10 protein-coding genes are annotated in these 21,851 nt (G+C 60.1%); 7 read left to right on the top strand and 3 right to left on the bottom strand.

The window, feature by feature from the left end; genetic code table 11:
* Positions 1 to 100 precede the first annotated feature (100 nt).
* Genes recC through recD form a run of 3 tightly spaced genes read left to right on the top strand, consistent with a single transcriptional unit; the run spans position 101 to position 9,662 of the window.
* Complete coding sequence (gene recC / locus J122_RS04825) at positions 101 to 3,694, top strand: exodeoxyribonuclease V subunit gamma (protein ID WP_061331413.1); 3,594 nt, start codon at positions 101 to 103, stop codon at positions 3,692 to 3,694.
* Positions 3,691 to 7,416, top strand: coding sequence for an exodeoxyribonuclease V subunit beta (gene recB / locus J122_RS04830; RefSeq protein ID WP_061331414.1), 3,726 nt, complete (start codon positions 3,691 to 3,693; stop codon positions 7,414 to 7,416). The genes recC and recB overlap by 4 nt, the downstream gene beginning before the upstream one ends.
* Positions 7,413 to 9,662, top strand: coding sequence for an exodeoxyribonuclease V subunit alpha (recD, locus tag J122_RS04835; protein WP_061331415.1), 2,250 nt, complete (start codon positions 7,413 to 7,415; stop codon positions 9,660 to 9,662). Before recB ends, recD begins: the two co-directional genes overlap by 4 nt.
* 162 nt (positions 9,663 to 9,824) lie before the next feature.
* Here recD and J122_RS04840 read toward each other — a convergent pair whose 3' ends face one another.
* Complete coding sequence (locus J122_RS04840; RefSeq protein WP_061331416.1) at positions 9,825 to 11,618, bottom strand: ABCB family ABC transporter ATP-binding protein/permease; 1,794 nt, start codon at positions 11,616 to 11,618, stop codon at positions 9,825 to 9,827.
* Between the two features lie 252 nt (positions 11,619 to 11,870).
* Here J122_RS04840 and J122_RS04845 point away from each other — a divergent pair, with 252 nt between their 5' ends.
* The 4 genes from J122_RS04845 (at position 11,871) to J122_RS04860 (ending at position 18,004) form a co-directional block, all read left to right on the top strand.
* On the top strand, positions 11,871 to 13,628 hold the full coding sequence (locus tag J122_RS04845) for an ABC transporter transmembrane domain-containing protein (protein WP_061331417.1): 1,758 nt from the start codon (positions 11,871 to 11,873) through the stop codon (positions 13,626 to 13,628).
* Between the two features lie 60 nt (positions 13,629 to 13,688).
* On the top strand, positions 13,689 to 14,966 hold the full coding sequence (locus tag J122_RS04850) for an aspartate aminotransferase family protein (RefSeq protein WP_061331418.1): 1,278 nt from the start codon (positions 13,689 to 13,691) through the stop codon (positions 14,964 to 14,966).
* Positions 14,967 to 15,403: 437 nt separating this feature from the next.
* Positions 15,404 to 17,140 carry a carbohydrate-binding module family 20 domain-containing protein gene (locus J122_RS04855; RefSeq protein WP_082780518.1) on the top strand — a complete coding sequence of 579 codons (1,737 nt, stop codon included), beginning with the start codon at positions 15,404 to 15,406 and terminating at the stop codon, positions 17,138 to 17,140.
* Between the two features lie 102 nt (positions 17,141 to 17,242).
* On the top strand, positions 17,243 to 18,004 hold the full coding sequence (locus J122_RS04860) for a VC0807 family protein (RefSeq protein WP_061331419.1): 762 nt from the start codon (positions 17,243 to 17,245) through the stop codon (positions 18,002 to 18,004).
* Positions 18,005 to 18,093: 89 nt separating this feature from the next.
* Here the strand turns inward: J122_RS04860 and gyrB are convergent, their stop codons facing one another.
* Positions 18,094 to 20,508 (bottom strand): DNA topoisomerase (ATP-hydrolyzing) subunit B, encoded by a 2,415-nt coding sequence (gene gyrB / locus J122_RS04865; protein WP_061331420.1) that lies wholly within the window; start codon positions 20,506 to 20,508, stop codon positions 18,094 to 18,096.
* 67 nt (positions 20,509 to 20,575) lie between these two features.
* A complete protein-coding gene (gene recF, locus J122_RS04870) occupies positions 20,576 to 21,718 on the bottom strand; it encodes a DNA replication/repair protein RecF (protein ID WP_061331421.1) in 1,143 nt (380 codons plus the stop codon).
* Positions 21,719 to 21,851 lie beyond the last annotated feature (133 nt).

Here is a 21,851-nt window from a genome sequence, read left to right on the forward strand (position 1 = left end):
ATAATTCCTTGCGTTCTGCCGTGACAGACGGTCCGCATCTGCGGTCACATACGGTAACCTGTACCCTCAGGATTGACTCGGACACCAGACAAGGAATCCCATGGCGGCCTCACCCTCCATCGAACCCGGCTTTCATGCCATCCACGCCAACCACCTGGAAGACCTGCGCCGCGCCGTGGTCTATATCTGCCGGCAGAACCCCATGCCGCCGCTGCAGAGCGAGACCTTTCTTGTTCAGAGTAACGGCATTGCCCAGTGGCTGAAGCTGGCGCTTGCGGAGAAGCGCACCGACGATGGTGTGGAAGGCGGTCTTGGCATTGCCGCGGGTATGGAATTCCTGTTTCCGGCCCGCTTTATCTGGCAGGCCTACCGGGCGGTACTGCCCGACGGTGAGGTTCCGGAACAGTCCCCCTTCGACAAATCCCGGCTAGTCTGGCGGCTTTATCGCTTGCTGCCGACGCTGGTGGGGCAGGACGACGCCTTCACCCCCCTGGCGCGATTCCTGGACGGCAGCGATACCGACCTGCGCAACTTCCAGTTAGCCGAGAAAGTGGCGGACCTGTTCGACCAGTACCAGGTGTTCCGTGCCGACTGGCTGGCTGCGTGGGAGCAGGGCAAGGATGTGGTGATCACCGCCCGGGGCGAAGAAAAGGCCCTGGATGCGGAAACCCTCTGGCAGCCGATGCTCTGGCGGGCGCTGGTCGAAGACGTCGGCAGTGAAGCCCACACCAGCCGCTCGCAAATCCACACCCGCTTTATGGAGCAGGGCCAGCGCATCAGCCAACCCGCCAATCCGGGGCGCCTGCCCAAACGGATCGTGGTGTTTGGGGTGTCGTCACTGCCCCGGCAAGCGCTGGAAGCCCTGTACGTCCTGAGCCGGTTCAGCCAGGTGGTGCTGTGCGTACACAACCCCTGTCAGTTTTACTGGGCCGACATCATCAGCGACCGGGAGCTGCTGAAAGCCGAACGCAAACGGGGCGCCGCGCACCCGGTGTTGTCGCAGATTGACGATCCGGACCAGCTGCACCAGCACGCCAACCCGCTGCTGGCGGCCTGGGGCAAGCAGGGCCGGGACTACATTCGCCTGCTGGACGAGTTCGACAACCCGGACGACTACCGCGCCAGCTTCCAGACCCCGGGGCAGAAAATCGACATCTTCACCGACCATGGCGATGTGGATAACCCCTGCCTGCTGCACCAGTTGCAGAACGATATCCACAACCTGACACCGCTGCAGGAAATCCGCCAGCAGCAACGCACGGTGGATCTGTCCCGTGACCATTCCGTAGTGTTCCACGACGCCCACGGCCCCCAGCGGGAAGTGGAAATCCTGCACGATCAGCTGCTGGCCGCCTTCAATGCCGACCCCACGCTGCGGCCCCGGGATGTGATCGTGATGGTGCCGGATATCAATGTGTATGCGCCCCATATCCAGGCGGTGTTCGGCCGCTATTCACCCGGCCGCAAGCGCCACATTCCGTTCACCATTTCCGACCAGGGCCAGCGCCACCACGAACCGGTGCTGATTGCCCTGGAAACCCTGATGTCGCTGCCCCGCAGCCGCTTTGGCGTGAGTGAGATCATCAGCCTGCTGGAAGTGCCCGGCATTCGCGACCGCTTTGATATCAGTGAGGATGAAATTCCCCTGGCCCGGCGCTGGGTGGAAGGCGCCAACATCCGCTGGGGCCTGCACGGCCAGCACCGGGCAAGCCTGGACCTGCCGGCAGAGCTGGACCGCAACACCTGGCAGGCCGGCCTTCGGTCCATGCTGCTGGGCTACGGCATGGGCGATGACGAGCCCTGGGGTGGGGTGGAACCCTATGGCGAAATTGGCGGCCTACAAGCCAGCCTGGCGGGGCGTCTGGGCGAGTTCGTGCACCAGCTGGAAACCCTGTGGCATGCACTGCAAACCACCCGCACTCCGGAGCAATGGGAAGCCCTGTTCTCCGCCATGCTCGAGCAGTTTTTCCACAAGGTGGAAGGCCAGGACCTGCTGTTGCTGAACCGCTTCCGCCGCCAACTGGAGCAGTGGCTGGAAGATGCCCTCGCCGCAGGCCTTGGTGATCAGCCACTGCCCCTGAACATCGTCAAGGATGTGCTGCTGCAGGGCCTGGACGAAGGCGGTCTGAACCAGCGCTTCCTGGCCGGCAAGGTCAACTTCGCCACCCTGATGCCGATGCGGGCCATTCCGTTCCGCAAGGTGTGCCTGCTGGGTATGAACGACGGCGACTACCCCCGCTCCCGGCCACCGGTGGATTTCGACCTGATGGCCCAGGACTATCGCCCCGGCGACCGTTCCCGCCGGGAAGACGACCGATATCTGTTCCTGGAAGCCCTGCTGTCCGCCCGGGAACAGCTGTACATCAGCTGGGTAGGGCGCAGTATCAAAGACGACTCTGAACGGCCACCCTCGGTACTCATCGGCCAGTTGCAGGATCACCTGGACAGCCTGTGGGCCGTGGCAGGCAAAACGGACAGCTCGGTTACCCAAGCCCTGACCACCCAGCACCCGCTGCAACCCTTCAGCCGGGACTACTTCCCGAAAGCCAATGGCGTCGGCGAAGGCGAAGAGGCCCGGCCCAGGCCGCTGGCCGAGGTGCTGCAGGCCCGTGGATTGTTCACCTACGAACGGGAATGGCGCAGCGCCCACGCTGTGGATAACTCTGAGCAGAGCCGGGAAGCCCTGCCATACCAGGCTCCGGAAGAACCCATCAGCCTGAACGATCTGGCAAACTTTCTGAAAACGCCCATCGACACCTTCTATCAGCGCCGGCTGCAGGTGCGCTTTGAAGACGTGGAAGACGAAGACACCGACAACGAAAACTTCGACCTGAACGGTCTGGACCGCTGGCGCCTGGATAACGAGCTGATTCAGCACAGTGTGCTGAAAGCCGCCAGCGAGGAAGAGCTGCACGAACGGCTGGCAACCAGCCTGGACCGCATGGCCCGGCGGGGTGACCTGGGTATGGGCGTCACCGAACATCGCCTGCGCACGGAACTGGCCGGCCGGTTGCCGGACCTGTTCGAACGCTATCGGGGCGCCCTGGCGGAATGGCCGGAAGTGGTGGCCGAGCCTTTACCCTTCGAGTTTCGCTATTCAGGGGATCCTGGCTCGGTTGAGGTGGCGGATTTAATCGACAACCTGCGTTGTAATCCACAAGGGCAGTTGTGCCGGCTGGTGATTGCCAGTTCCGGCCTGCTCACCGGCTCCGGTTACTCGAAGAAAGTGCGCTACGCCAACCTGCTGAGGGACTGGCTGATTCACCTGGCCGGCCAACTCAGCGACCAGCCCTTTGAAACCCTGATCCTCGGTAAGGAAGAAGGCCGTAAATTCTACTTCCCGGTCATGGCCCCGGAGCAGGCAAGAAAACATTTCGAAGCCATTCTGGGCCGCTGGATGGAAGCCACCACCCGAGCCTTGCCGCTGCACTGCGAGGCCGGCTTCGCCTGGATCACCAGCTACTACGGTGGCAAGAAATTTGTCGGCGACCACGAACGGGCCATCAGTGAAGCGGAACAGGCCTATACCACTGCCCTGGACCGGGACACCGGTTACCTGCTGGGCGCCTTCGAAAGCCCCGAGGCGCTGATGGCCAGTGGTGAGTTTGAAGCCCTGCTGCACCAGCTTTATGTCCCCTTGTGGGAAGCCGAACAGGGCAAGTCGGCGGCGGATCAAATCGGGAGCATGGAATGACCGACCAGATGACCAATCGAAACCCGAACCTGGACCCGCTGGCCCTGCCCCTGAACGGCAGTGCGCTGATCGAAGCCAGCGCCGGCACCGGCAAAACCTTCACCATCGCCATCCTGTATGTGCGCCTGGTGCTGGGCCATGGCCAGGCAGCAGACAGCCCGCTGCAGAACCTGCTGCCGCCGAACCTGCTGGTGGTGACCTTTACCGACGCCGCCACCAAGGAGCTGCGAGACCGCATCCGCACCCGGCTGACCCAGGCCGCCGAGGTATTTTCCGAAGCCGCTGACCACCTCGAACCCACCCCGGAAACCGCACTTATCCACAAGCTGCGGGATGACAGCTACCCGGACCCGGCCAGTTGGCCCGACTGCCGCAAGAAGCTGCTGCTGGCCGCGGAATGGATGGACGAAGCCGCGGTATCCACCATTCACGGTTTCTGCAATCGTATGCTCAGCGAACACGCCTTCGACAGCGGCAGCCTGTTCAAGCTCACCCTGGAAACCGACCAGAGCGAACTGCTGGACGACGTGGCCCGGGACTACTGGCGTACCTTTGTCTACCCGCTGCCGCCGGCGCTGATGGACGAAGCCCTGAGCCACTGGAAAACCCCCCCCGACCTGCGCAAGGCGGTGCGTAACCTGATTGACGACCCGGCCGCCCTGGGCACACCGCCAGAGAGTGTCCACCAGGCCATCAACCAGGTGGTCAGCGAACGGCTGGCACGGGCCGATGAATTGAAGGCACACCCCTGGGCCCAATGGCAGCAGGAAGTCACCGACTTGCTGAACGACCTGAACAAAGGCAAGCGTCTGCACGGTGGCAGCAAGAACGCCATGCTCAAGGTGTGGGAGTTCCTGATCGCCTGGGCCGAATCCGACGAGCTGCTGCCGGAGAAGCTGGACAGCGCCGCCGGTTACAAAAACCAGACCCCCGAAGGCCTGGATAACATCCTGAAAGGGGACGAGCCCGGCCCCCATCACCCGGCCTTTGACGCCATCGAAGCCTTGCTGGAATTCGGCCAGAACCCGCCCAGCGCCAAGTCCGACATCCTGCGCCACGCCAGCCACTGGATTGCCGAGCGGCTGGAAGCGGAAAAGCAGCAGCGCTCGGAAATGGGCTTTGATGACCTGCTCACCCGCCTGGATGACGCCCTGCATGGCCCCCGGGGCGACCAGCTGGCGGCCACCATCCGCCGCCAGTTCCCGGTGGCGCTGATCGACGAATTCCAGGATACCGACCCGGTGCAGTACCGCATCTTCAACCGGGTCTACAACGTGGAAGCCAACAGCCCGGACACTTGCCTTCTGATGATCGGTGACCCGAAACAGGCCATCTACGGCTTCCGGGGCGCCGATATCCACACCTACCTGCAGGCCCGGCTGGGTGTGCAGGCCCGCACTTACACCCTGGGCACCAACTTCCGCTCCGCCAAGACCATGGTCAGCGCCGTCAACCGGGTGTTCGAGCACAGCGACCAGCACAGCCCGAAAGGGGCCTTCCTGTTCGGCAAGGGCGACAGCACCCCGCTGCCATTCCAGGGCGTAAAGGCCAACGGCACCAAGCGGCTGTGGGCCGTTAACGGAGAGGTTCAACCCAGCCTGGCGTTCTGGACCCACGAGTCCGATGAAACCGACAAGGAAGGCAACCCCAAAGGCCTGGCCAAGGGCACCGCCACCGCCGAGGTGGCCGAAACCTGCGCCAGTGAAATTGCCCGGCTGCTGACTCTGGGCCAGGCCGGACAGGCGGGCTTTGTGCTGGCGGATAACCCGACGGATCTCGAGCCGGTGAAGCCCAAAGACATCGCCGTGCTGGTGAACAACCGCAACGAAGCGGCCGCGGTGCGGGATTCCCTGGGCCGCCGGCGCATCAAAAGTGTGTACCTGTCGGACCGGGATTCGGTGCTGACCTCCCGGGAAGCCAAAGAAGTGCTGTGTTGGCTCCGGGCCTTCGCCGAACCCCGGCAACTGGCGTTCATCCGCACCGCCCTGGCCACACCCACCCTGGGTCAGAGCTGGCAGGCACTGGATCGGCTGCTCACCGACGAGCTGATACTGGAGCGGGAAATCGAGCGCTTCCAGTGCTACCAGCAACAGTGGCAGAGCCAGGGCGTGTTGCCTATGCTGCGCAGCTTTTTGATGGACTTCGAGGTGCCGGGCCGCCTGCTTCAGCGCCCGGACGGTGAGCGAAGACTGACTGACATCCTGCACATTGCCGAACTGCTGCAGCAAGACAGCCTGCAACTGGATGGCGAACATGCACTGGTGCACCACTTCACCCAGATCCTGCGGGCAGCGGATGAGGAAGACGAACACCGTACCCTGCGTCTGGAAAGTGACGCCGGGCTGGTGAAGGTGATCACCGTGCACAAATCCAAGGGCCTGGAATACCCGCTGGTGTTCCTGCCCTTTGGCACCGCCTTCCGGGCAGAAAGCCAGAAGCAGGCGTACGTTCGCTACCACGACGACACCGGCAAGCTGGTGACGGTGTTCGACCCAACGCCGGAAGACATCGAACAAGCCGACCAGGAACGCCTGGGCGAAGACATCCGCAAACTCTACGTGGCCCTGACCCGGGCCCGGTTTACCACCTGGGTGGGCGCAGCGGCTGTGGATAACTGGCACCAGAGTGGCCTGGGCTATGCGATTGCCGGAACACCGGAGCAGCCCATCAGCCAGGCCCTGGCCCCGCTGGCGCAAGGCCGCCCGGACATCCGGATTACCCCACTGCCGGAGGCCGAAAGCACGATATTCACCGAAACCGCCCCGGAAGCCCTGGGGCCAGCCCTGGTCTCCACCCGGGAAGCGAAGGAAGACTGGTGGATTGCCAGTTACTCCACCATCGAATACACCGGCATGGCAGGTACCGGCATTACGTTCACCGGCGAGGTGGAAGACGCCCAGACCCAGAACCTGCTGGAAGAAAGCGCCCAGGAGCATGTGGAAGAGGCACCCGCCGTGCCCGCCATACGCAACCACCACCATTTCCCCAAGGGCGCCGGCCCCGGCACCTTCCTGCACGAATTGCTGGAGTGGTGCACAGCCCAGGGCTTCCAGCGGGTTGTGGATAACCCCGAGCTTCTACACGAGCAGCTGGCCCGCCGTTGTGGCACCCGGGGCTGGGGCGACTGGGTGGAACCCCTGCAACAGTGGCTGCTGGCGCTGATCCGGAAACCGCTGAAGCTGGACCGGGAAGGGCAACAAAGCGCCAGCCTGGCGCAACTGGACAGCCTGCGCCCGGAACTGGAATTCTGGTTTGAAAGCCGCAACGTCAGCATCCGGCAACTGGATGCGCTGGTCACCCGTTATACCCTGAACGGTGCCGATCGGCCCAGGGCCGAGGTAAACCGCTTTAACGGCATGCTCAAGGGCTTTATCGACCTGGTGTTTGAACACAAGGGGCAGTATTACGTGCTGGACTACAAATCCAATGCTCTGGGCGAGGACGACGACGCCTACACCGACCAGGCCATGGGCCAGGCGATTCTGGATAAACGCTATGACCTGCAATACATCCTCTACCTGCTGGCCCTGCACCGGCTGCTGAAGGCCCGACTGCCCGGCTATGACTACGACCAGCACATCGGCGGCGCGGTGTACCTGTTCCTGCGCGGGGTGAATTCCGCCAGCGGCGGGGCGTTTACCGACAAGCCACCCAGAGCGCTGATTGAACAACTGGATGCCCTGTTCGATGGCGAGCCGGTGTCCGGGGAGGTGGCCGCATGAGCCGTACCCGCCATACTGAAAACCAGTTTGCCCTGGACCTGGGCGACGACACACCGGTGAACACAACGGCAACGGAACCGCGTGAGCCTGTGGATAACTCACACCTCCTGGCCAGCCTGAACGAAACCGAGGCCCTGTTAGGGCAATGGCAAAAGGCCGGCTGGATTCGCCCGCTGGATACCGGCTTTGCCCGGCTGATCCGGGAACTCAGCGTAGAGCAGGGCGAAAGCCCGCAGCCGCTGGTGCTGCTGTTGGCGGCGCTGACCTCCCATCAGGTGGGCCGGGGCCACGTGTGCATCGACCTGGCCACGCTACTGGACGATGCCGGCCATACTCTGGCGCTGCCGCCGGAAGAACCGACCCATACCGGTTTGTCCGAAGCCGAGGCGGCCCACCTGCAAGGGATTTATCCACAGGAGCTGCTGGCTCGTTTTCAACTGGCTGATTGCCTGGCAGCCCTTCAGGGTTCCCTCGCCGTGAGCGATGGCTCGGTACCGACCCCGCTGGTGCTGAACGGCACCCGGCTGTACCTGCGACGGTTCTGGCGTTATGAACAACGCATTGCCGACGGCATCCGGCAACGACTGGCCTTGCCATCGCCGCTGGCAGACCCGCAATCAGTGGCCGCGAAAACCTTATCCACAGCCCTCAACACGCTGTTCCAATCCACCGAACCGGTGGATTACCAGAAACTGGCCTGCGCCCTGGCTGCCCGGAACCGCTTTGCAGTGATCACCGGCGGCCCGGGTACCGGCAAGACCACCACGGTAGTGAATCTTCTGGCGGCCCTGCAGGCGGTGGCCGGGGAAAGCCCGGAACGGGCAGGGCGTAAGTTCCGTATTCGCCTGGCCGCACCCACCGGCAAGGCCGCCGCCCGCCTGAATGAATCCATTGGCGGCGCCGTCAGCAAGCTGCCGCTGGCAGACCTGCCCGGCACCGTGCAACTGGACGACATTCCCACCAAGGTCACCACACTGCACCGGTTGCTGGGTAGCCGGCCCGACACCCGCCAGTTCCGCCACAACCGGGACAACCCGCTGCTGGTGGATATCCTGGTGATCGACGAAGCCTCCATGGTGGATGTCGACCTGATGGCCTCGGTGTTCGACGCCCTGCCCGCCAGCGCCCAACTCATCCTGCTGGGCGACAAAGACCAGTTGGCCTCGGTGGATGCCGGCGCGGTGCTGGGCGAGCTGTGCCAGCGGGCCTTCGACGCCCACTACACCCCGGACACCGCCAGCTGGCTGGCCGCCATCACCGGTGCCCAGGTACCGGCCAGCCTTGTGGATAACTCGGGCCAGCCACTCGACCAGGCCGTGGCCATGCTGCGCAAGAGCTATCGTTTCGGGCAGGACAGCGGTATCCGGCAGTTAGCAGAAGCCGTTAATACCAGCGCTCTGACGAGCACCGTGCTCAAGCAAATTCGTGACGCCGAGTTTGAGGATGTCATCTGGCTGAACGGCCACACCCCGAAACCCGCCCCGGAACAGACGCTTGAGCTGATCTGCCGCCACGCCATCACCGGCACCCCGGAGAGCTTCCGCAATGCCGGGCAGGGGCGGGTGGTCAATGGCAAAACACTGCCTTCGCCGGTGGGCTATCGACATTACCTGGAAGTTATCCACAGCTCCAGTTTAACCGCCGAAAGTCCGCGGGAAGCCTGGGATGCCCACGCCTCAAACGTGCTGGAAGCCTTCAACGACTTCCAGGTACTGTGTGCGTTACGAAGAGGGCCCTGGGGCGTGGAGGGCTTAAACCAGCAAATCGCTCAAAAGCTGCTGGCTGAAAAACTGATCGACAAAACCGAAGGCTGGTACGCCGGCCGCCCGGTGCTGGTGACTGGTAACGACTACAACCTGGGCCTGATGAACGGAGATATCGGCATCACCTTCAGTGTGCCCTGGGACAGGACCGCCACTGGTGAGCCAAAAGACACCTTGCGGGTGGCCTTCCCGAGTGGTGACAGCACCGGCGGAATCCGCTGGATTTCCCCCAGCCGTCTACAGCAACTGGAAACCGTTTACGCCATGACGGTGCATAAGTCCCAGGGTTCGGAGTTCAACCACACCTGCCTGGTACTACCAGATCGCCTGAGCCCGGTGCTCACCAAGGAACTGGTGTATACCGGCATCACCCGGGCCAAGAACTGGTTTAGTCTGATTACCGGCGACGCTCAGGTGTTCAAAGACAGTGTGGGGCAACAGGTGGTGCGGGCGTCTGGTCTGGCGCTTCGGCTAACGGAGTAAGGGTCCCGGGGTTCAGCGGGGGAGGCCTTTCCAAAACACTGAACACCCAAGTCAGATGCGACAGTGAGGGGGAAGGCCCTTCCAAAACCTTGCGGAGCCATGGATGGCGGAGCAGAGCGTACACGGACGTATTCACAGCGTGTTTTGGAAGGGCCTTCCCCCTTACTGTTCGCCACTGCGATGTTGCTGCTCCCAAAGATGCGCATAGTGCCCACCTGCAGCCAACAGCTCATTATGACTTCCGCTTTCCACAATCCGGCCGCCATCCATCACCAAGATGGTATTAGCATCTCGAATAGTAGAGAGGCGATGGGCAATCACCAAGGTGGTTCTCTGCTGACTGACTTCTTTCAAGGCTCCAAGTATCGCCTGCTCGGATAACGAATCCAGCGACGACGTGGCTTCGTCCAGAATCAATAACGGCGGGTTCTTCAGAATCACCCGGGCAATCGCAACCCGCTGTTTTTCGCCACCGGACAACTTCAACCCCCGCTCGCCCACTTTAGTTTCGTAACCTTCCGGAAGGCTGTGGATAAAGTCTTCCAGGTGGGCCATGCGCGCGGCCCGGTGTACTTCTTCCTCGGTCGCTTCGGGGCGGCCGTAGGCCAGGTTTCGGTAAAGCGTGTCATTGAACAATACGGTGTCTTGGGGAACCACCCCGATAGCGGAGCGTAAGGAGTCCTGGGTGACCTCACGGATGTCCTGACCATCAATCCGTATGGAACCGTTATCCACCTCATAGAACCGGAACAGCAAGCGGGCGAGGGTAGACTTGCCTGCACCGCTGGCGCCGACCACTGCCACGGTATGGCCGGCGGGAATGGTGAAGTTCACATCCTGCAGAATGGGGCGGTCTGGCCGGTAGGCGAAATGGATGTGCTCGAACCGTACCTCGCCGTTATCCACAGTCAGGGGCTTGGCATCCGGGGCATCCTGGATGGCTGGTTGATCGCCCAGCAGTTTGAACAGGCGCTCCACGTTCACCAGGGCCTGGCGGATTTCCCGGTAAACGAAGCCCAATGCGTTCAGGGGGATGAACAGCTGGATCAGGTAGGCGTTGATCATGGTGAAATCGCCCAGGGTAATCTCGCCACTTGCCACTTCGCCCACCGCCATGGCCATGATGACAATTAATGCCACGCCGATGATCAGCGCCTGACCGGCGTTCAGGGTGGCCAGAGACAATCGGTTCTTCAGCCGGGCCTTTTCCCACTCGTCCAGGTCCTGGTCGTACAGCTTGGCTTCGTAGCGTTCGTTGTTGAAGTATTTGACGGTTTCATAGTTCAGGAGGCTGTCGATGGCCCGGGAGTTGGACTGGTTGTCCCTTGCGTTGGCTTCCCGCACGAACTTGGTTCGCCACTCGGTGATTTTGATGGAGAACACCACATACACCACCACCGCCACCAGAATGGCCAGCACGTAACCCACATTGAACACCACCAGCAAGATGGCCGCTACTAGCAGGATTTCCAGGATGGTGGGCACAATGTTGAACAGGGTAAAGCGCAGCAGGAAGCTGATGCCGTTGGTACCCCGTTCAATGTCACGGGCCAGGCCACCGGTTTTTCGGTCCAGGTGAAAACCCAGCTCGCGCTGATGCAGGTGTTCAAACACTCGCAAAGACACCCGCCGCATGGCCCTTTCCGCCACCCGGGCAAACACGGCATCCCGCAGTTCGCTGAACAGGGTGGCACCAAAGCGCAGGCTACCGTAGGCCACGACCAGCACAACCGGAATCCACAGCAGCATGTCGGCGCCGCGATTCTGGTCCAGATAATCGACGATGTATTTCAGGGCGACCGGCGTGGCGACGGTGGCCAGCTTGGCCAGTACCAACATCGCCACAGCCAGCGCGACCCGACCCCTGAATTCCAGAAGGTAAGGCCACAGACCAGAAATGATCGACCAGTCGGGCTTATGATCGGCAGGGTAGTCGTTGTCGGCGTAGGCGCGCACTCTGTCTTCCTTCGGTTTCGGAGAAGTCGAACGCACGGGTGGGTGGGCCTGCCAGGACACGCTGTAAATACATCCATGTACGCTCGGCAAAAGCCATCCCTGGCTTTTGACGGTCCTGGCAGGCCCACCCACCCGCGCGCTCTTACGTAGCTGTATGATAGGTCTTGTCAGGAGAACAAACCGTATTGAAGCTGGAGTCTACAGCAGCTAACACCTTGGAGGCACATTATTAACACTCGTCACCGTAAGGCCCTGAAACTCGTCATAGAGTTTATCAGCCCCTACCGCCGCGCCGTGGCCGGGGCACTGCTGGCACTGGTTATCACTGCCGGCATAACCCTGGGTCTGGGCCAGGGCCTGCGCATTCTGGTCGATCAGGGCCTCGCCACGCAATCACCGGAAAACCTGGCCAAGGCCATTGGTCTGTTTTTTGTTCTGGTGCTCGGCCTGGCCTTTGGTTCGTTTGCCCGATTCTACCTGGTGTCCTGGATTGGCGAACGGGTGGTGGCGGATATTCGCAAGAAGGTGTTCAACCACCTGATTGATCTGCACCCTGGCTTTTTCGAGCAGAACCGGGCGTTGGAAATCCAGTCCCGGTTTACCGCCGACACCACGGTGCTGCAATCAGTGATCGGCTCCACGGTGTCCATTGCCCTGCGCAATACGCTGATGCTTATCGGCGGGCTGATTTTGCTGTTTGTCACCAACGCCAAGCTGGCGGCCATCATTCTGCTGGGGTTCCCCCTGGTGATTGCGCCGATCCTGTTCTTCGGCCGCCGGGTTCGGCAGTTGTCGCGGCTGAGCCAGGATCGGGTGGCGGATGTAGGCAGTTACGTGGGGGAGAACCTTTCCCAGATCAAAACCGTTCAGGCCTTCAATCACCAGCCCCACGACCGGCGGTTTTTCTCGGAGGTGTCCGAGAAGGCGTTCGACATTGCCCGCGAGCGCATCCGGCAGCGGGCGTGGCTGACTACTCTGGCGATTTCCCTGGTGATGGGGGCGGTCGGCATTGTGATCTGGATTGGCGGGCTGGATGTGATTCACGGCCGGATAAGCCCCGGTGAACTGGCGGCATTCGTATTCTACAGCCTGCTGGTTGGCGTTGCGGCGGGGGCTATCAGTGAGGTGATTGGTGAACTGCAACGGGCAGCCGGGTCTGCGGCCCGTCTGTTTGAGCTGCTGCAGACCGAGCCGGCGTTTGTTCGGGAAGGGGAGAACCGGTCTTTTGCCGGCCCGGTCACCGGCGAGATCACCATCGAGCATCTGGGCTTCAGTTATCCTGGCCGACAGGCCCAGCCGGCGATCTCGGATCTGTCGCTGCATATTCGCCCCGGGGAAACCCTGGCCCTGGTTGGTCCTTCCGGTGCCGGCAAGTCCACCCTTTTTGACCTGTTGCTGCATTTCTACCAACCGGACTCCGGGCGAATTCTGATCGACGGGTTAGACACCGCCGAGCTGTCTTTGGAAGCGCTAAGACGCTGCTTTGCCCTGGTGCCCCAGAACCCGGCGTTGTTCCACGGCACCGTCGCGGACAACATTCGCTATGCCCGCCCCGGCGCTGAGCAATCCGAGGTGGAGCAGGCAGCGAGGATTGCCCATGCCGACGAGTTTATCCAGGCACTGCCACAGGGCTACGACACGCCGTTGGGCGATGCCGGGCTGGGGCTGTCAGGCGGGCAGAAGCAGCGCCTGGCCATCGCCCGTGCGCTGCTGGCGGACGCCCCGATTCTGTTGCTGGATGAAGCCACCAGTGCCCTGGATGCCCAGAGCGAGCATCTGATCCAGCAAGCCATGCCGGCGCTCACCGCTGGGCGTACCACACTGGTGATTGCCCACCGGCTGGCCACCGTCAGAGACGCTGACCGCATCGCCGTACTGGAACAGGGTCGGCTGCTGGCGGTCGGCAGCCACGATGAACTGATGCGCGATAACGAACTGTACCGGCGCCTGGCCAGCCTGCAGTTCCGAGACGAAGCCGCAGACACGGACAATGGTCGGTTTGTGTGTTGAGTGCGTACTCCCTACACTGTTAAGAGAATTTCTCAATCCTGAACCAGGGAGAACAGCAAAGTGAGCAATAAAGAATTGCAGGCACTCAAAGAGCGATACGTCGCTGCGGGCGCGGCAAGCCCCAATGATCAATTTGCAGATCACGCCCTGAACGCAGAAGTCTGGGACGCAGACGGCAAGCGCATGATCGACTTCGCTGGCGGTATCGGCGTGTTGAACATCGGCCATCGGCACCCGAAAGTGGTCGAGGCTGTTAAAGCCCAGCTCGACAAGCTGATGCACACCTGCCAGACGGTGATGCCCTATGAGGGCTACGTGAAACTGGCGCAAAAACTGAGTGAAGCCGTACCCGTCAAAGGCCACGGCAAAGTAATGCTGGCCAACTCCGGGGCCGAGGCGCTGGAAAACGCGGTCAAGATTGCCCGTGCAGCCACCGGCAAGAACAACGTGATCTGCTTCGATGGCGGCTACCACGGCCGTACCTTCTTCACCATGGCCATGAACGGTAAGGCTGCCCCTTACCAGACCTCATTCGGCCCCATGCCCGGCCTGGTGTACCGCGCGCCTTACCCGGTGCCTTACCACGGTATCACCGAGGAAGACGCCCTGCGTGGCCTGGCAATGACCATGAAAGCCGATTCCCCGGCCCACGAAACTGCCGCCATCGTACTGGAGCCGGTTCTGGGCGAGGGTGGTTTTTATCCCGCCCCGACCAGTTTCCTGAAAGCCCTGCGCAAAATCTGCGATGACAATGACATTCTGCTGATTGTCGACGAAGTGCAAAGTGGCTTTGGCCGCACCGGCAAACTGTTCGCCATCGAACACAGCGGCGTTGAGCCGGACATCATGACCATGGCCAAATCCATGGCTGATGGCATGCCGATCTCTGCCATTGTCGGCACCGACAAAGTGATGGACTCCTCTGGCCCGAATTCCCTCGGCGGCACCTATACCGGTAGCCCCACTGCCTGTGCAGCAGCTCTGGCGGTGTTTGATGTCATCGAAGAGGAAGATATCCTCGGCAAAAGTCAGCGCCTGGGCGACAAGCTGAGGGCCCGGTTCGACCAGTGGCAGGAGCAGTTCACTCACGTGGATAATGCCCGCAACATGGGGCCGATGGCCGCGTTTGAGCTGGTGGAAAGCAAGGAATCCCGCAAGCCCATGCCGGAGCTGGTAGCGGCAATAACCAAGAAAGCCAAGGAGAAGGGCCTGATACTGCTCAGCTGCGGTATGTACGGCAACACTCTGCGGTTCCTGATGCCTGTCACCATCGAAGATGAGGTGCTGGAAGAGGGCCTGAACATTGTTGAGGAATGCCTGAAGGAGGTGGGCGCCTGATCAGGGCGCTTTCTTTCAGTTCCAGAGAGCCGGGCTTTTGCCCGGCTTTTTTATGCCACTCTGAAGATCACTCTTATTGATACCTGCACAATGACCGGGCCGTTGTGAGGTAGTGCTCTCCAAAACTGTGCGGAGCCATGGATGGCGGAGCCCAAGCGCCACATGGATGTGCCGCAAGGAGCGTGTTTTGGAGAGCACTACCTCACAACGGGCCTTGCACAGTTTCAGAAGGGCTTCCCCCACCCACGCTCTTCACATCATTCAATGTGACCAAAAAATATACCCTCCTAAGCTCTACGCCCCTTTTATCTGCTCTGAGGATGTGTTGGCTAATCATTGATCATTGCATGTTGTGAATATCAGCCCGCTTGAACAAAAAACCGACAACCGAGGCTGATCCCAAATGCACCACAACAATGACAACACAGGAGCATGCAATGATCTCACTCTCCCGATTGGCAACCGGTGCCGCGCTCGGACTGGCACTGACATTGCCAACCCAACAAGCCGAGGCCGGTGCCTTTGTGCATCTGTTTGAATGGAAATGGAGCGACGTCGCCCAGGAATGCGAAAACTTCCTGGGCCCCAAAGGGTTCAGTGCGGTTCAGGTATCGCCGCCCCAGGAGCATATCCAGGGCAGTGCCTGGTGGACCCGCTATCAGCCGGTAAGTTATCAGCTGAACAGCCGCAGTGGCGACGCCAGCGCATTTGCTGACATGGTCCAGCGTTGTAACGCCGCCGGCGTGGATGTGTACGCCGATGCGGTCATCAACCATATGGCCAATGGCAGTGGTACCGGCACGGCGGGTTCAGCGTACAGCTCAACCTCCCTCAGTTATCCTATCTACAGTAGCAATGATTTTCATACACCCTGCGGTATCAATCCGGAAGATTACGGCACCGATGCCTGGCGGGTTCGGAATTGCCAGTTGGTGGGGCTGCCCGATCTCAATACCTCAGACAATTACGTTCAGAACACCATTGCCGGGTATCTGAACCAGCTGACAGCGCTTGGGGTTAAAGGTATCCGAATCGACGCCGCCAAGCATATGTCGCCCTCGGATATCAGTGGCATCCTGAACCGGGTGAACAATCCACTGTATGTATTCCAGGAAGTGATAGACCTGGGCGGGGAGGCGGTGAGTGCCGGCGAGTACACCGGGCTTTCCGATGTTACCGAGTTCCGCTACAGCGCGGCTATAGGTGACGTGTTCAAGAATCAGCGCCTGGCCAATCTCAACGGGTTTGGTGAGAGCTGGGGTTTCCTGGCCGGTGGTGATGCAGTGGTGTTTACCGACAACCACGACAACCAGCGGGGCCATGGCGCCGGTGGCAGCAATATCGTTACCTACAAGGATGGCGGCCTGTATAACCTCGCCAATGTGTTCATGCTGGCCTGGCCCTATGGGTATCCGAAGGTGATGTCGAGTTACAGCTTCTCGGATGGCGACCAGGGACCACCCGCCCAGGCGGTTTACCAGAATGGTAGCCCACAATGTGGCAGCGCCTGGATTTGTGAGCACCGTTGGGATTCGATTGCCAACATGGTGGCTTTCCGCAACGTGACGGATGGTTCCGGCGTCAGCCATTGGTGGGATAACGGTAATAACCAGATCGCCTTCAGCCGTGGCAACAAGGGCTTTGTGGCCATCAACCGGGAAGGGGGTACCCTGGCTCGAACCTTCAGTACCGGCCTGCCCGATGGCAACTATCGTAACGTAGCCGGTGACGGTAGCTGCGTCACCGTGCAGGGTGGGCAGGTGAGCCTGTCGGTGGCGCCGATGGAAGCGGCGGCCCTCCATGTTAGCGCTGACTGTGATGGCGATGACGGCTCCGATGAAGGAAACAACGGCAACGGTTCAGACGGGGAACAGGCCAGTGTCACCTTCCAGTGCAGCAACGGCACAACGGACTGGGGACAAAGTGTCTACGTTACCGGCAATCATGCCAGCCTGGGTAACTGGTCACCTGCGAATGCACTGAAACTGGATCCAGGTAATTATCCAACCTGGTCCGGGAGCTTCGACATGCCTGCGAACACGCAGGTAGAGTGGAAGTGCATCAAACGCAGCGAGTCAGACCCGGATGCTCAATTGGTGTGGCAAAGCGGTGCCAATAACCAGGTGCAAACCGGCGCGGCTGGCTCATCCATCAGCTCGTCCGGTAGCTTCTGAGTCCGGTTACGTTCGGCCTTCAATTCGTCGTATACTGCCGGAAGCTCTTTCCGGCAGTGCCTCTTCAGGCGCCTGCCGTCGATTCATCGATAGGCGGTAACCATGACGTCCCAGACCAACTCTTCCATTCCCGACCACAAGCCCAGACCCTGGATTGACCTTCTGGTCAGTATCATCATTCCCTCTGTTATTCTGATGAAGTTCAGTGGTGACGAACACCTCGGCAGTGTCAACGCGCTGGTCATTGGCCTGGCGTTTCCCCTTGGCTGGGGGCTGTTTGAACTGATTCGTTACCGCAAGAAAAACTTCATCGCCCTGCTGGGCCTGATCAGCGTTGGCCTGACCGGCGGCATCGGGCTACTGGAGCTGGACGCCGGCTGGCTGGCCATCAAGGAGGCGGCGGTACCTGCAGTGATTGGTCTTGCGGTATTGATATCCACCCGCACCAAGTACCCACTGGTACGAACGCTGCTGTACAACCCGAACATTCTGGATGTGGATAAGATCCACGCCTCGCTGGAAGAGAAGGGCTGTGTTGACCAGTTCGAGGCGCGGCTGCTCAATGCCAGCTATTTCTTTGCCGGTACCTTCCTGTTCTCTTCAATCATGAACTATGTACTGGCCAAGTGGATTGTGGTGAGCCCCTCGGGCACTCAGGCGTTCAATGAAGAGTTGGGGCGGATGACCCTGGTGAGCTATCCGATGATCGCCATTCCTTCAATGATCATGATGATGCTGATTTTCTACTACCTGTGGCGCACCATTCGCCGGCTTACCGGATACACGCTGGAAGAGGTGATGGCTCAGCACCTGGTGGAGAAGGAGAAAGAGAAGGAACAGAAACGCGCGGAATCCTCGAAGTAATCTATCGGAATAAAAATTCCCGGCTGATAACAAAAAAACGGTGGCACCTGTCGGGGCCACCGTTTTTTTATGCCAGTCTGTCGGTGTGATTACACGTCCAGATTGGTCACTTCCAGAGCATTGGTCTGGATAAAGATCCGGCGCGGCTCCACGTCATCACCCATCAGGGTGGTGAAGATCTGGTCGGCAGCGATGGCGTCTTCAATGGTGACCTTCATCATGCGGCGGCTTTCCGGGTCCATGGTGGTTTCCCACAGCTGTTCCGGGTTCATCTCACCCAATCCCTTATAGCGCTGGATGTTCAGACCACGCTGGGCCTCTTTCATCAACCAGTCCAGAGCACCCTCAAACGACAACACCACCTGCTTGCGCTCGCCACGCTGTACGTAGGCACCTTCATCAATCAACCCCTCCAGCGTCTCACCCAGGCGGGCAATCGCCTTGTAGGAGGATGATTCGAAGAAGTCATGGCTGAAGATGTGCTCATGGGGAATACCGTGCACATAGATGGTAACCATCGGCAGATACAGGCCACGCTCTTCGTCGCGGGTCACCGAGAATACGTATTTGGTGCCGGTGCGGGTATCCAGTTCAAGGCCATCACCCAGGTGTGCAACCCACTTGGCAACCGCCGCCTCATCTTTCAGCTGCTCCGGCTTGAGGGTGGTGTTGTACACCATCTGCTGCAATACCTTCGCGGGGTAGGCCCGGGACAGGCGTTCGATCATCGCCATCACCGCCTGGTAGTCCTTGACCATGGTTTCCAGGGCGGAATCCTTGATGGCGGGCGCCTCCGGGTTCACGTACAGCTGAGCGCCGTCCAGGGCAGTCTGGGTGAGGTAGGCTTCTTTCGCCTTCTCATCTTTCAGATACTGTTCCTGCTTGCCGCGCTTGACCTTATACAGGGGCGGCATGGCAATGAACACGTGACCGCGCTCGATGATTTCCCGCATCTGGCGGAACAGGAACGTAAGCAGCAGGGTACGGATGTGCGAACCATCCACGTCCGCATCGGTCATGATGATGATCGAATGGTAGCGTAGCTTGTCCGGATTGAACTCTTCCCGGCCGATGCCGCAACCCAGTGCGGTAATCAGCGTACCCACTTCCGCAGACGACAGCATCTTGTCGAAACGGGCTTTCTCCACGTTCAGGATCTTACCTTTCAGGGGCAGGATGGCCTGGGTTTTACGATCACGACCCTGCTTGGCACTGCCACCCGCAGAATCACCCTCCACTATGAACAGTTCGGACAGGGCGGGGTCTTTTTCCTGGCAGTCAGCCAGCTTGCCGGGCAGGCCTGCGATGTCCAGGGCGCCTTTGCGGCGGGTCATGTCCCGAGCCTTTCGGGCGGCTTCCCGAGCCCGGGCTGCTTCGACCATCTTGTTGACGATTAGCTTGGCCTCGTTGGGCTGCTCCTGCAGGTACTCGGCAAAGCTCTGGTACAGCTCCTGCTCAACGGCGGTTTTCACCTCAGAGGAGACCAGTTTGTCTTTGGTCTGAGAGGAGAATTTCGGGTCGGGTACTTTCACACTGATGATGGCGGTGAGGCCTTCACGGGCATCGTCACCCGTGGTGGCTACCTTGGCCTTTTTCCCCAGACCTTCATGATCGATATAGTTATTCAGGGAACGGGTCAGGGCGGCACGGAAGCCCGCCAGGTGCGTACCACCATCCCGCTGAGGGATATTGTTGGTAAAGCAGTAAAGGTTCTCCTGGAACGCGTCATTCCACTGCATCGCCACTTCAACCGAGATGCCGTCTTCTCGATCACGGGTGAAATGGAACACCCGGTTAATTGGCGTCTTGTTGGTGTTCAGGTGTTCTACGAAGGCCCGCAAACCACCCTCATACTCGAACACTTCTTCCTTGCCGCTGCGTTCATCGGTCAGGCGAATACGCACGCCGCTGTTCAGGAACGCCAGTTCCCGCAGGCGCTTGGCCAGGATATCGTAGTGAAACTCAATGTGCGTGAAGGTTTCCGGTGAGGGAATAAAGTGCACCTTGGTGCCGGACGCTTCTGTTTCACCCACTTCTGCCAGCGGTGCATTGGGCACGCCATGGGTGTAGGTCTGCTCATAGACCTTGCCCTCACGCCGGATGGTCAGAGTCAGGGTAGAGGACAGGGCGTTAACCACCGAAACACCCACACCGTGCAGACCGCCGGAGACCTTGTAGGAGTTGTCATCAAACTTACCGCCTGCGTGCAGGACGGTCATGATCACTTCGGCGGCAGAGACACCCTCTTCTTCGTGGAGATCCACCGGAATACCGCGGCCGTTATCTTTTACGCTGACGGATTCGTCAGGGTGAATGATGACCCCGATCTCGGAACAGTAGCCAGCCAGAGCCTCATCGATGGAGTTATCCACCAACTCAAAGACCATGTGGTGCAGGCCGGTGCCGTCATCGGTATCACCGATGTACATGCCCGGGCGCTTACGCACCGCATCCAGTCCTTTCAGGACCTTGATACTGGAGGAATTGTAGTTCGATTCACTCATTAATGAGACTCCTGAAGGTGATACCGGCCAGGTTCAGCGGAAAACGGTACACGCCGCCTATGCCAGTCTATTCTTCCGTCAATTTTCCATGTTCCACGTGGAACATTCTGTATTCCGGTGCATCACGGTCGCCCCAGAGCACGTCAGGTTCCGGATGCTCGATAGAGGTGATAAACACCTGACAACGCAAATCCTGGAGCTTATGCGCCAGCATGATCCGATGGCGCACATCCAATTCGGCATTGATGTCGTCCAGCAGGAAAGTCACCTGCTTACCAAGATCACTCAACACCTTTCCCTGGGCAATCTTCATCAGAATAACCAGTGTCTTCTGCTGCCCCCGGGAAAAGGTTTCCGCAACCGGCCGACCACCTAACTTGAGACGGATATCTGCACGATTAGGGCCATACAACGTGTGCCCCATCCGGCGTTCCTGCTCCCGGTGGCTCGCCAATATGTCCACAAGCGAGCGGGACCGATCCCAGCCCGGATAGAACTCAAGTTTGAGACCTTCCGTCCAGCTGGCATCCAGCTCCTGCAGCACCGCATCGAAGGCCGCTTTGAACTGCCTGAAAACCTGCTCTCTGACATCGCTCAGGGTTTCCGCCAGGGCACCGAACTGACTGTCCCAGACCCGGAGCAACGATTCGTCCAGTCTACCATTTCTGAGCGTTTGATTCCGCTGTGATGTCACTCTCTGGCACTGTTGCCACATTACCGAAAAGGAAGGTTCCACGTGGAACACTAACCAGTCGAGAAACTGTCGACGTTTTCCGGGGCCACCGGCCACAATGTCGAATACCCCCGGATCAATCACCGACACAGGCAGATGCATGGCCAGGGATGACAAACTACGTACAGCTTCGCCATCCACCCTTAGCGCTGTTTCCTTGGCAGATACATCCCGGGATATTCCCAGACGATGGGCGATGCCGGTGGTGCCTTCCGCTGCACCACTTTGGTCCTCATTATTGCTGAGCCCACTGTCCAGAGCGCCAAATACCGTTAACTTGCTGTGACCATGGCTGACCACCGCCTGATGCCGACTCACCCGAAAGGACCGCCCCAATCCCAGATAAGCAATCGCTTCCAGGGCACTGGACTTACCGCTGCCATTAGCGCCATACAACAAATTAAAGGAAGGTGAAAAACCGACAGGGTCCGGCGCCAGGTTTCGGAAATTCTGGGTCTGGAGTTTCACAAGCGCCATAAAGGAGGAATTCTCATCACCGGAGTCGGAGCAATCGAGTAGGAGGGGGAGTTGCCTCCCCCGTCCTCTCACACCACCGGGCATACGGTTCCGTACCACGGCGGTTCACGGTTGGCTCTGAAGCCGAACCATC

The sequence above is a fragment of the Marinobacter excellens LAMA 842 genome, assembly GCF_001574445.1.
GTDB lineage: Bacteria > Pseudomonadota > Gammaproteobacteria > Pseudomonadales > Oleiphilaceae > Marinobacter > Marinobacter shengliensis.